Source organism: uncultured Ellagibacter sp., assembly GCF_934636505.1.
Classification (GTDB): Bacteria; Actinomycetota; Coriobacteriia; order Coriobacteriales; family Eggerthellaceae; genus Ellagibacter.
This window is the reverse complement of sequence record NZ_CAKUAL010000059.1, coordinates 1-12526: the sequence shown is the minus strand read 5'-3', so window position 1 is coordinate 12526 and position 12526 is coordinate 1. Positions and strand designations below refer to the sequence as shown.

The following is a 12526-nucleotide window of genomic DNA, read 5'->3' as shown; positions in this document are numbered from 1 at the left end:
GTTCCGTGCAACGTGGAGTTCGACCATGTGCGATTAGGGTACTCGCCCGACAAGCCTGTCATCAACGATTTCTCGGCGAAGGTCTCCGAGGGCCAGACGGTCGCTATCGTGGGCCCAACGGGCGCCGGCAAGACGACTATGGTGAAGCTGCTCATGCGCTTCTACGACGTCGACGGAGGCGCTATCCGTATTGGCGGCGTCGATGCGCGCGACTTCTCGCGCTCCGACGTCCGCTCGATGTTCGGCATGGTGCTGCAGGACACGTGGCTGTTCAGCGGCACGATTCGCGAGAACATCCGCTATGGCAAGCTCGACGCGACCGACGAGGAGGTGGAGGCTGCGGCGCGCGCGGGCTGCGTGCACCACTTCGTCACCACCCTGCCCGGCGGCTACGATTTCGTGATCAACGAGGACGCGACCAACATAAGCCAAGGCCAGCGCCAGCTTCTCACGATTGCGCGCGCGATCTTGGCGAACCGGCGCATGCTCATTCTCGATGAGGCGACGAGTTCGGTCGACACGCGCACCGAGGAGCGCATCCAGCGAGCCATGGACAACCTCATGGAGGGCCGTACGTCGTTCGTCATCGCGCATCGTCTCTCGACGATTCGTTCGGCGGATTTGATTTTGGTCATGCAGCACGGCGACATCGTCGAGCAGGGTACTCATGACGAGCTGCTCGCTCGCGGTGGCTTTTATGCGGAACTGTACAATTCGCAGTTCGACGAGGGCGAAGAGTAGGTATGCTTTGCAAGGGCGCCTCCTGGGGCGCCCTTGTTTGCTCGCAACTAGATTCTCAGTGGAGTGTTCGTGGAAGAAAGCGCTGGTAATTCTCAAGTTTTGTCGGAGGCCGACGGTGCGGGAGCGCCGCCTGTCGACTCATCCGACGATCTGTTGTCTCTCGTGCAGACGGACGGGCTGGTTCATATCGCCGCATTCGATTTCGATGGGACGTGCATTTCGGGCAACTCGCCGGTGCTTTTAGTCCGTCGACTCATGAAGCTCGGCATGCTGGAAAAAAGCGTTCTTGCGCGCATCTTGCTGTGGGGGATTGCCTACAAGCTGCGCCTTCCCCAGAACGAGAGCTGGGTACGCGGGCTTGTCTTCCGCGCCTTCGCGGGCAAGCCGGTCGCGCGCGTCGATGCGTTCCTGCGCGATTTTTACGACTCGGACGTGGCGTCGCTGTTCCGCGAGCAGGCCACGGCAGAACTGCTGAGCCAAAAGGAGCAGGGCCGCGTCGTTGTGCTCGTGTCGGCGACCTTCGAACCCATCGTCTCTCGCGCGATGGAATTCCATCCGATCGACTTCCAGATATCGACGCGCATGCGTGCGGCGAAGGACGGCACCTACACCTGCGAGGTCGAGGGGCTTCCCGTGGAAGGCGACCAGAAGATCGTGCGCCTGCGCGAGTTCGCCGATGAGCGCTTCGGCGCGGGCCGCTGGGTTCTCGATGCCGCCTATGGCGACCACCATTCGGACCGCACGCTTCTCGGGGCTGCGAGAAATCCCGTCGCCGTGACCCCCGACCGCCCTCTTGCGAGAACGGCGAAAAGCGAAGGTTGGCGCATCGCGGAGTGGTAGCTTCCCCGGCATGCCGCGGAGCTTTCTTCCCGTTTTCTTTCGTCCGTGTAAAGAATCGTGGGAATACCGTCACTTGGGGCCAGATTTGCCTCCCGTAGTCTAATATAAGAGGTTAAACATAGAAATTGCGATGCGCGTGCGCATCTGCTTTTACGAATGGAGGTGGGTCCATGCTGGAGAACGCTGACAAGCAAAGCTGTGGTGAAGGTGCTGACGGGAGCGATGTCGATTATCTGCTTCGCGCCAAAGACGCGTGCGCACAAGGCGACGCCGTGCTCGGCATGCATCTGTATTTGACCGCCTTCGAAAAGGCAGCGGGAACTGCCGGCGATCCGAGCCCAGAGGCGATTGATGCGCTGAAGAAGGCGTGGGATTTGGCGTGCGATCTTAAGGAGCGCTCTCTCGCTGAGTACATTTTCGGCAAACTCGACCCGTTCCTGAGCGCGGGGGAGTCCTCAGAGTGCTCGGAGCGGCTTCAGCAGCTCGCCCTCGACAAGCTCGAGGAGTTCGGGCTTTCCCGAGGCGACCTTCAAGACGTGGCGGAGGCGATCTCGAGGGATCTCCTCGGGTTCGACGCCAAGCTGTTCAAAGTGGAGCCTCTTGGCGATTTCTCGTCGGGGGATTTGTCTTCCCTTTTGACAGGGAAGGGCAAGGCCGAAGCGGAAGGGGAACCCTCTTCTGACGGCGACGCCTCCCGCGCATCCGATCGTGCGGAGCGCGATGGCATGTCTGTGCTTTCGAAGCTTGCGGTCGACGCCGGCGTCAAGTCCCCGGGCGATCAAAAGGAGAAGCTCACCTACGACGACCTTGCGGGATACGACGCGGCAGTTGCCACGATGCGCGATTTCGGCATCGGCATGCAGGACGACCCCGACTTCAAGTCGCTCGTCACCATGCTGAACGCGCGCCATGGGCTGGACCGCCTTCCAGTGACCGATACCTTCGTGTTCCGCTCGCCGGCGCGCGAGGATGCCGGTCGCTTCGTACAAGCGACGATTGGGGAGCTCAAGCTCCCAGCGATGCGCATGCGCATGGAGGAGAACCTTTCGGGCATGCCGATCCTTTGCGTGATGGGGCCTTCGGGCAACGCGACGCGGGCGGTGCGCGCGGACAGCGTCTTCTCGGGGCGCGGCGTCCTTGTGCTTGAGGACATCGATTTGTGGAGCGCTCCCCAGGCGGATGGGGGCGACGATTTCGAGGGTTTCGTGTATGCCTCGCTTTCGCGTGGTGCGCGCGAGGCAATCGAGCTCATCCGCTCGGCGGTGGACAACCCCGACGTCTACGTTTTGGCCTCGGCTTCGAAGAACGCCGAAATAGACCCGTTCTTCCTCGAGCTTCTCGAGCCGCTGTCGCTTATCGACATCGAATGCCCGACGGCCGAGGAGCGTGTCGAAATCTGGATGGAAATTGCCCGCGACCACCCCTCGATTCGCAGCATTCGCGTTGCCGACCTGGTGCGTTATTCGGTAAACATGCCCCGTTTCGACATCTACATGGCAGCGCGCGAGGCTATCGAGGAGGCCTATAAGGAAAGCCTCTTCGCTCGCCGCTATGTTCCGGTCACGCGTGACAATCTCTTCGATAAGCTTGCTGCCTACCAGCCGCTCGACTCCAAGGAGTACCGCGAGCTGGAAGATCAGGTGGTTCGCGATTTCCGCTCCGATTTGGAGAACATCGAAGACCTGCTTTCGGGCCAATAGGGGGAGGGCTCATCGATGGATATCACACGACGCTGCGACTATGCGTGCAGAATCCTGCGCGCCGCATACCGTAATGGCGATGAGCGCATGTCCGTTGCGGAGCTCGCCGAGCGCGAGGGAATTCCCTATGCGTTTGCGCGCAGCATCCAGCATGACCTCACGAAGTGCGGCTTTGTGAACACGACGCGCGGTGCCCGCGGCGGCCTGTGCCTTGGGTGCGACCCTGCTACCGTGACCGTTCGCGACGTCGTCGAGGCTGTTCAGGGGCCGGTGAGCGTCTCCGAATGTGGTGCGGGGAGCGCGCCGTGCGGCCAGAGCGACACGTGCGCCTATAACAAGGTGTGGCGCGGTGCTGATCGCATCTTAAGCGACTATCTGGGGTCTATCACGCTGAAGGACCTCTTCGAGATGGGCGGCGATCATCCGAAAGTGCGCGAGGCGCTCGGCGACTGTGAAGGCGGTTGCGACGTCTGCGCGGGCCGCATCAACCTTGCCCTGACTGAATCCTGCCATGGGAAGGCGTCCAGCTAGCATGGAGCTGCCTTCCTGCGCGTGGCCTGCGAACGCCCCCTCCCCGGAGGCGTTCGTTGCTTTGGTGAGCCGCGAGGGCGCGCGGCTCTACCGCGATCTGCCCTGGCGGAATATCGATGACGCCTATGCGGTGCTGGTCTCCGAGGTAATGCTCCAACAAACGCAGGTGAAGCGCGTTCTCGGCCGCTGGGAGCGCTTCTTGGCGAAGTTCCCCACGCCCGATGCCCTGGCGAGCGCGAGCACGTCGGACGTTGTGGGCGAATGGCAGGGGCTTGGCTACAACCGCCGCGCACTTGCTCTCAAACGCGCATGCGAGATCTGCTCGCAAGATTTCGGGGGGAAGCTGCCCGAAACGGTCGACGAGCTCGTGGCGCTTCCAGGCATCGGTCCCGCAACGGCGGCAGGCGTTGTCGCGTTCGCGTGCAACCGCCCCGCGATGTATCTGGAGACCAACGTCCGCACCGTGTTTCTGCACGAGCTTTTCCCTGGTGAGGAAGGTATTCGAGACAAGCAGCTCGAGCCCCTTGTCCGCGCGACGTGCCCCGAGGATAACCCCCGGTTGTGGTATTACGCGCTGCTCGATTACGGCGCGCATTTGAAGGCCACCTTCGGCAATGCCTCCCGTCGCAGTGCGCACTACACGCGGCAAAGCACGTTCGAGGGGTCGCGTCGTCAGAAGCGAGCGGAAGTGGTGCGCATTGTGCTTGCGGCTGAGGGGGCGATTTCGCTCGAGGAAGTCCACTTGCTTCTCAGCGACTTCGAGCGCGACCACGGGCGCGATGGCGTTGAGGATGAGCTGTTCGCATCGATCATGGCCGATCTCGCGCGAGAGGGTTTTTTCGCCGTTGAAGATGGCACTGCGCGAGCCTAGTTGCGGCCATGTGGTAGAATTGCCGAATCCGTGGGGGAGTAGTCGACGCCGAAAGGCGCGGCTTGGCCAACATGCTGCTCATTCGAGCTGGCCATGCCTTAAATGACAAGACTCGCGGTGTGACGCTTGTCGCACCGCGCTTCCATATGCCGGCGCGCAAGCCGGTTTTTTTATGCCCGAATACGGGGTTTCGGGTTTGCGAGCTAAGACGAGAGGAATGTGGCCGTGGGTTTCGTTGAGCTGTTTTTGATCGGCGTGGGGCTGTCGATGGACGCTTTCGCTGTTTCTATTTGCAAGGGGTTGGGGATGAAACGCCTCAACATGAAGCAGGCGCTCGTGATCGGGCTTTTCTTCGGGGGTTTTCAGGCGCTCATGCCCCTTATCGGCTGGGCGCTCGGCACGCAGCTCGCCGATTTCATCACTCCGATCGATCACTGGATTGCGTTCATCCTGCTCGCGCTTATTGGCGGGAAGATGCTCCTCGACGCCTTCCGCGAGGGCGACGAGGGGGAAGCGGGCGAGCCAAAGGATACGAGGCTCGACTTAAAAGAGCTGCTCATGCTGGCCATTGCGACGAGCATCGACGCGCTTGCCGTGGGCATCACCTTCGCGTTTTTGGGCGTGAACATCGTCTGGGCGATAGCGGTCATCGGCGTGACGACGTTCGCCCTCTCCGTGGTGGGCGTCGCCGTGGGGCATGTTTTCGGCGCGCGCTACGAGAAGGGTGCGACCATTGTGGGCGGTGTCGTGCTCATCTTGATAGGCTGCAAGATTCTCCTCGAGCACTTGGGGATTTTGCCGCTCTAGCCCCAGGTGCCACAGCTTGCTGGCAGAGCGCTGCGACCTACGTGCTGTATCCCGCGGCCTTCGGAGCTGTAGCCCCCGTCACAGCACTCATGGCCTTTTTCTTGGCTCGCCGTGGACATAATTGGTCGATATGTGAGTCAGCCCAGGTGAAGCGTCGTCCACCTTGCATATCCGTCGATTTACGACCTGGGCTTTCCCAGGCAAAGCAATTAGGGAAAGCGTTCGGGGGGCTACACCGACTCACATATCGCCATTATTTGTCCACGATAGGAGGAAATCGGGAAAGAACGCCTGCTTACTACCCGATGGGATAGCTTCCGAGCACCTTCACTTCGCGCAGCTTCAGGCGCAGGCAGTTCAGCGCGGTCTGAATGTTGGGCTCGTTGGCGTTGCCCTCGAACTCGATAAAGAACATGTAGTCGCCGAGAGCCTGCTTGGTCGGGCGCGACTGGATGAGCGACAGGTTGACGCCCGCATAGGCGAACTCGGACAGGATCATGTTCAGCGTGCCCGCGCGGTCCATGTTCAGGAAAAGCGCGACCGATGTCTTGAATTTCGTTCCCGTGAACACGGGCGCATGGCCCTGACGGCCGATGAGCGCAAAGACCGTCTGGTTGCCGAAGTGATCCTCGATGTCGTGGGCGTAAACCTTCGCGCCGTGGGTTTCCGCGGCGAAGGCGTTCGCGATGCCCGCCGTATGGATATCGGCTGCCGCGAGGCGCGCGCTCTCGGCAGTGGACGATGTGGTCACGGTCGTGCGGCCAGGGAGCTTCTCCGCCATGAAGCGGCGGCATTGGGCGAGCCCCTGCGCATGGGACGCCACGGTGGTGATGTCCTCGAGCTTGGCGTCGGGGTTCACGACGAGGCAGTGGTGGATATCGACGACTTCTTCCCCCAAGATAACGGAGGTGCTTTTCAGCGCGAAACCGTCGAGCGTGGCGGTAACCGGCCCCTCGATGGAGTTCTCCTTCGCGACGACACCGAACTCGCAGCGGCCGCGGTCGACGCAATCGAACACCTCGTCGAAGGAGGTGCACTCGATAAAGTCGGGGCTCTCGATGCCGAGGCGCTTTGCGAAGGCGAGCGTCGCCTCGTGAGAATACGTGCCGGTTGGGCCGAGGAATGCGATGGTGTTGTCGGGCGATTTCATAGGTGGGCAACTCCTTGGATGCGGTTTTCACGTGCGCGAACATTGTAGCGGTCGCATTCGATAGGGGGCGATATTCCCCGAAAAAGTCTTTGAATGGGGCGTCTTCCCGATGCGCAATCTTTGGGCCGTGTTATTTCGTTTGCTGATTTTTGGTTAACCATTCGATATGCAATACAATGCTTGAGCAGGCACAATTGGTGTTACATTGCTAAATTAGCGTAACATTTTCGGTACAAGCGCGTGTTTTTTCGTCCCTTCGTGTTTATCCCGTAACATTAAGTGCATACAATGGCTAAGTTTTATACAAGGAACGTTCGCGCATGCACGGATCGGTATGCGCGGGCACTCCGTAATCGATTCTTGAGAGAGAGAAAAAAGAGGAGGTGTGCACATGGTAAACGAAGCTACTGCTTCCGAGTTCTCCAGCATGCTTGAAGCGCGGGGGGTCACGCGACGCAGCTTTATGAAGCTTTGCGGTACGATCGCGGTCGCAGCAGGACTTTCCGAGCTCGCGGCTCCGCGCGTTGCTTCTGCATTGGAAAACTCCGTTATCGGTGCAACTAAGGGAAACCTGTATCCTGTCATCTGGATCGAGGGCGCGTCGTGCACAGGCTGCACGGAGTCCTTCGCTCAGGTTGAGACTCCCGATCCGGCAGAGGTCGTGCTCGAGCTTCTGTCGCTCAACTACTCCGAGACGCTTTCCGCGGCGGCCGGTTGGTCGATGGAGGAAGCCAAGGAGCAGACGATCGAATCCGGCAACTACGTTCTTGTGTACGAGGGCGCTGTGCTCGAGGGCTGGGGCGGCCAGGCGCTTCGCGTTGCCGACAAGCCCGGCACCGAGCATCTGATCGAGGCTGCCAAGAACGCGAAGACGGTTGTTGCGCTCGGCTCTTGCGCCGTGAACGGCGGCTGGATGGGCGCTCACCCGAACTCCTCCGATGCGCTCGGCGTCGAGCAGTTCCTGAAGAAGTCCGGCATCGAGGTTCCCGTCGTGAACATCCCCGGCTGCCCGGCAAACCCCGAGTGGCTCGTTTCCGTGCTCATCGACGTGATCATGCTCGACAGCAAGCAGCTTAAGCTCACGAGCGACAACAAGCCCGAGGGCATCTTCGGCCAGACCATCCATGACAACTGCGAGCGCCGCGGCCACTTCGAGAACGGCGAGTTCGTCTACAAGTTCGGCTCCGAGGAAGAGGCAAAGGGTTACTGCCTCTATCCGCTCGGCTGCCGCGGTCCGCAGACGAAGTCCACGTGCGGCATCACGATGTGGAACAACCGCCGCAGCTGGTGCGTGCAGGCTGGTTCTCCTTGCATCGGCTGCTGCGAGGCGAACCCCAACGATCCGGGCGACAACTGGGTCGAGGTGAACACCCCGTTCTACAAGCGCCATCGCGACCTTCGCATTGGCGACTGGATGGTTCAGCCTGGCACGATCGCCCTCACGCTCACCGGCCTCGTTGCCGCAGCGCTCGTCGTGCACGGCTTCGGCATGAAGGCCACCGGACGCATGGACGGCGGCGCGGACTTCGAGACCATCCGCAAGTGGGATAAGGATCACCCCGAGAACTCCATCGGCACCTACGACCTTACCGACGAGGAAAAGGCGCAGGCTTGCAAGGAGAATTCCGGCAACCTCAGCCAGAAAGAGCGCCTCTACGACACCATCGGCGTTCGTCCCGACCTGAAGAAAAACGATACGGAAGGAGGTCAGGAGTAAATGACCCGTTCTATCATTGACCCGATTACCCGTATCGAAGGCCATCTCCGCGTCGAGATGGAAGTCGAGAACGGCAAGGTCTCCGATGCGTGGGTCTCGGGCGGCTGCTTCCGAGGCATGGAGCTCGTCGTGAAGGACCGCACCCCCGAGGATGCGGCTCAGATCGTCGAGCGCATCTGCGGCGTTTGCCCGGTTTCCCATGCCCACGCCTCCTCGATCGCCGCTGAGAAGGCTTACGGCATCGAGATTTCCAACAACGCGCGCATCATCCGAAACCTGATCGAGGGCGCCCAGTTCCTGCACAGCCACATCCTGTGGTTCTACAACCTGGCCGGCCTTGACTACGTGAACCCGCTGAACGCTCTGAAGGCGAACGTCGGCGACGCGTACGACCTGGCAGCTGCCCAGGGTTGCGCCACCGCAAGCGACATGTACGCCTTGAAGGAGCGCCTCTCCAAGTTCGCCGACAACGGCCAGCTGTCCATCTTCTCGGGCAACTGGTTCGATGCCGAGGACGGCACGGGATACAAGCTTCCCGCGGAACTCGACCTCATCCTTACTGCGCACTATCTTGAGGCGCTCAAGATGCAGGCGAAGGCTTCCGAGATTGCGGCTCTGCTCGGCGGCAAGATGCCCCACGTCATGACCATCGTTCCTGGCGGCACCGCGTTCGTTCCCACCTCGAGCAAGCTCGATGACCTGAAGTACCTCGTCGACGAGCTGTACAACTGGGTCGAAGCGACCATGCTTCCCGACGTGCTCGCCCTCGCGCCGTACTACACCGACGCTCTCAACTGGGGCAAGGGCTGCGGCCGCTACATCGCTTGGGGTGTGTTCGAGAACAAGAGCATGCTCTTGAACGAGCGCTACATGCCGGCAGGCGTCCTGCAGGACGGCCTCAAGCTCGAGGACGTCGACACCTCGAAGATTGCCGAGTACGTGGGCCATTCCTGGTACAAGGGCGATGCAACCCGTCAGTCTCCTGACTACACCACCGAGCCCGAGTACACCGAGTACTACAAGGACGGTTCGGACACGGTCAACGACCGCTACTCCTGGGTCAAGTGCCCGGGTTACGACGGCAAGCCGATGGAGGCGGGCTCGCTTTCCCGTATCCTCGTTGCCTACAAGCGCAACGTGCCCTTCATCGTGAAGCATGTCGACGCGGTGCTCGAGGCGCTCGGCGCGCCAGGCAACCTGAACGCGCTCGGCTCCACGCTCGGCCGCACCGGCATCCGCCAGGTCGAGACGCTCTACATCGCAAGCCTCATGAAGGAATGGGTCGACGAGCTCATCGAGGCCGTGAAGAGCGGCGATAGCGAGTACTTCCGCGAGCCCGCACGCATCTCCGGCGAGGGCGAGGGTCTCTGGGAGGCACCTCGTGGCGCACTCTATCATGCCGAGAAGGTCGAAAACGGCCGCATCCAGGGCTACCAGATCATCATTCCGTCCACGTGGAACCTCGCTCCTCACAACGAGAAGGGCGAGTACGGCCCGCTCGAGCAGGCACTCATCGGCGTGCCGGTCGGCGACATCAAGAAGCCGATCAACGCGCTGCGCACCGTTCACAGCTTCGATCCCTGCACCGCTTGCGCCGTGCATGTGACTGAGCCTGCCACGGGCAAGCATTTTGAAACCGTTACGAGCCCTTGGGGGGTGAAGTAGGATGGCACATCTTGCACACTACCGTGAGGCGCATCCCCTCGTTTTCGTCATCACCCACTGGATCAACCTTATCGCGATGATCGTCCTGATCGTCACCGGTTTCTGCATCCATTTCCCGTTCTGGCCCTATTTCGAGAGCCTGGCGCGCGGCATGCACGTGTTCTTCGGATTCGTGATTTTCCTGAACTGCGTGTTCCGCATCATCGCCGCGTTCTTCGTGAAGACGGCGCCGACGGGCGGCACGCGCAAGCAGGTCACCGACTACAAGACCTGGTTGCCGCAGAAGGATAACCGTCATCAGGGCCTTATCTGGATCAAGTACTACCTGTTCCTGAAGAAGGACCATCCGCTGGGAGCAAAGCTCGGCGTTCCTCAGAAGATTTCCTACCTGTTCATTCCGGTGCTCATCATCGTGATGTTCTACACCGGCATGTGCCTGTGGGTGCCGACGATGAACCTGCCGTTCTTCGCTGCCGGCACGAACCTCGTTGGCGGTCTTATGTCGATGCGCATCATCCACTACTTCATGATGTACATCTTCATCATCTTCATGTTCATCCATGTTTACCTGGCGAACATCGAAGGCATTGCCCCGACTAAGCTCATGTTCCTCTGGAAAGAGCATGGCGGACTGGTGTACGACCCCGATACCCACACCATCGTGGGCGAGGACGACCTCGGCGAGTCCGAGAAGCACTAGGCGTTTGCGTCGTGAAGGAGCCCGCCGTCAAAAGCGGGCTCCTTTTATCTTCGCAGCTTGCAGGCGGTGCGCGCACTTTTCGAAAGCGCGCGCACCGAGGCATATGCTGCAAATCTCAATCCCATTGTTTCGAAACCGACGGAGTAGAGAGAGGTGCGCGTCGTCATGGCACGTGAGCTCACTGATGAGGAAATTGCCCGCGAAGAGAAGTTCCTGAAGGGCGTTCCGCGCGTGAACATTGGCGCGCTTTTCTTGCCGCCTATCTGGGGGCCGGCGCACGGTATGTGGGCTGCCATCTTGTTTTATCCGATCTGGCTTTTCGCCGACAACACCTTCTACGCGGCGTTTGCGACTCCAAGCGCGCTTTCCATCGTGTTCGCAGTGATCGTATTCGTGCTTCTGACCGCGGCTACGGTGGCCTTTTCCATCGTGAGCCAGCCGTTTGCGGCGCATCGTGCGGCAGAACACGGTGTCTCGCGCGAGAGGTATCTCTCTCGTCAGCGCATTTGGGCTGTCGTCTCCGTAATCGTGGGCTGCGTGATGATTGCTGCAGCCACTTACTACAACCTCGTCATTCGTCCGGGATTGGGGGCGTAAACGCATGGGGGAGAGGAAAGCCGCCGTCTTCTGCGTGGGAAACCGGCTCATGCTCGACGAGGGTGTGGGGCCTGCCGTATACGATACCGTGCTGCGTGATTATGAGGTTCCTAGTAATGTGCGACTTTTCGATGTCGGTTGCATGAGCCTGGACATGCTTCCCTACGTGGACAGCTACGACGTGATCATCACGGTCGATGCGGTTGATGGCACAGGCGATGCCCCGGGTACGGTGTACCGCTTCTCGCCCGACGCCATGGCCAGGCATTCCGGGGCGATGGCCTCGCTGCACGATTTGAAGCTCGTCGACCTTTTCGACGCCGCGTCGCTTCTTGGGTACGAGGCCGAAGGCTATTGCCTGGGGATGCAGGTTGCCAACATGTCTCCTTCCGAGTATGCGATGGATTTGACCGAGCCTGTGCGCTCGGCGCTCCCCCTTTTGGTGGAAACGCTCGTCGCCGAGTTGCATCGCCGCGGCTTTAACCTGAAAAAGAGGCCGCTTGCATCCGAATAGCGCGGGCTGCGTTTGCGTTATTTGAGTGGCGCATGATATTATTTCCCACGGCCTTACCAACCGAATGCCCATTCTGCAACGGGTATTATCGGGCAAGTTATTCGCGCCTTTCTGCCTTGCGCGCGGTGCCCAGATCAAGGGTGGGCTTTAGGTCATGGCGATTCTGCGTCGTCTTGAAGGCTGACAATCTCGTACAAATCAATATAAGGAGATGCTTCACCATGATGAAGAAGGTTTTCGCTGTCGTATGCACTCTCGCCCTCGCGGGCGGCGTTCTCGCTGGTTGCTCGGGCAATTCCGACAACGCCGAGAAGAAGTCCGATTCTGCCGCTACCGAGCAGAAGACTGCGGCCACCGACGAGGTCAAGGCTCCCGAGTCCGACGTCGCCATGAAGTACATCACACCGGCGGATGCCGAGGCTAACCTTGATTCCTCCGATTACGTGTTCATCGACCTGCGCAAGGCCGATGACTACAAGGCGGGCCACATCAAGGGCGCTATCGCGGCTGACATGGACGCTTGCAAGGGCGGCGACTTCCAGAACGGCGTCGACACGATGAAGGCGGCCCTTAAGGACGCTACTGGTTCCGAGAACGGCGCGGACAAGAAGCTTGTGCTCATCTGCTACTCCGGCAAGACCTACGCCCAGGCTGGCACCAACGTGCTTTCCGTCATCGATGCGAATATGGATA

At 60.4% G+C, this 12526-nt stretch carries 13 protein-coding genes; 12 read left to right on the top strand and 1 reads right to left on the bottom strand.

Annotation, left to right across the window (positions count from 1 at the left end):
* The 6 genes from Q0G18_RS07310 to Q0G18_RS07285 form a co-directional block, all read left to right on the top strand.
* A partial coding sequence (locus Q0G18_RS07310; RefSeq protein WP_297151396.1) for an ATP-binding cassette domain-containing protein occupies positions 1-741 on the top strand: 741 nt, incomplete at its 5' end.
* A 69-nt stretch (positions 742-810) separates the two neighbouring features.
* Positions 811-1581 (top strand): HAD-IB family hydrolase, encoded by a 771-nt coding sequence (locus tag Q0G18_RS07305; protein ID WP_297151393.1) that lies wholly within the window; start codon positions 811-813, stop codon positions 1579-1581.
* A gap of 170 nt (positions 1582-1751) precedes the next feature.
* Entirely contained in the window at positions 1752-3281 is a 1530-nt protein-coding gene (locus Q0G18_RS07300) for a ribonucleotide reductase subunit alpha (protein WP_297151390.1), read from the top strand.
* Between the two features lie 15 nt (positions 3282-3296).
* Positions 3297-3812, top strand: a complete 516-nt coding sequence (locus Q0G18_RS07295) for an Rrf2 family transcriptional regulator (RefSeq protein WP_297151387.1) — start codon at positions 3297-3299, stop codon at positions 3810-3812.
* Between the two features lies 1 nt (position 3813).
* On the top strand, positions 3814-4683 hold the full coding sequence (locus tag Q0G18_RS07290) for an adenine glycosylase (protein ID WP_297151384.1): 870 nt from the start codon (positions 3814-3816) through the stop codon (positions 4681-4683).
* Between the two features lie 225 nt (positions 4684-4908).
* Positions 4909-5490 carry a manganese efflux pump MntP family protein gene (locus tag Q0G18_RS07285; protein ID WP_297151381.1) on the top strand — a complete coding sequence of 194 codons (582 nt, stop codon included), beginning with the start codon at positions 4909-4911 and terminating at the stop codon, positions 5488-5490.
* 298 nt (positions 5491-5788) lie between these two features.
* On the opposite strand, the gene pheA is transcribed toward Q0G18_RS07285, so the two are convergent.
* Entirely contained in the window at positions 5789-6640 is an 852-nt protein-coding gene (pheA, locus tag Q0G18_RS07280) for a prephenate dehydratase (RefSeq protein WP_297151376.1), read from the bottom strand.
* A gap of 391 nt (positions 6641-7031) precedes the next feature.
* Between pheA and Q0G18_RS07275 the strand changes: the two genes are divergently transcribed.
* The 6 genes from Q0G18_RS07275 to Q0G18_RS07250 form a co-directional block, all read left to right on the top strand.
* Positions 7032-8357 carry a hydrogenase small subunit gene (locus tag Q0G18_RS07275; protein WP_297151373.1) on the top strand — a complete coding sequence of 442 codons (1326 nt, stop codon included), beginning with the start codon at positions 7032-7034 and terminating at the stop codon, positions 8355-8357.
* Positions 8358-10022 (top strand): nickel-dependent hydrogenase large subunit, encoded by a 1665-nt coding sequence (locus Q0G18_RS07270; protein ID WP_297151370.1) that lies wholly within the window; start codon positions 8358-8360, stop codon positions 10020-10022. It abuts the gene before it with no gap.
* A gap of 1 nt (position 10023) precedes the next feature.
* Entirely contained in the window at positions 10024-10722 is a 699-nt protein-coding gene (locus Q0G18_RS07265; protein WP_296061091.1) for a cytochrome b/b6 domain-containing protein, read from the top strand.
* 165 nt (positions 10723-10887) lie between these two features.
* A complete protein-coding gene (locus tag Q0G18_RS07260; protein ID WP_297151367.1) occupies positions 10888-11319 on the top strand; it encodes a viscotoxin-A3 in 432 nt (143 codons plus the stop codon).
* Between the two features lie 4 nt (positions 11320-11323).
* Entirely contained in the window at positions 11324-11833 is a 510-nt protein-coding gene (locus Q0G18_RS07255; protein WP_297151364.1) for a hydrogenase maturation protease, read from the top strand.
* Positions 11834-12054: 221 nt separating this feature from the next.
* Positions 12055-12526, top strand: a 472-nt coding sequence (locus tag Q0G18_RS07250) for a rhodanese-like domain-containing protein (RefSeq protein WP_297151361.1), incomplete at its 3' end; no start/stop codon positions are given.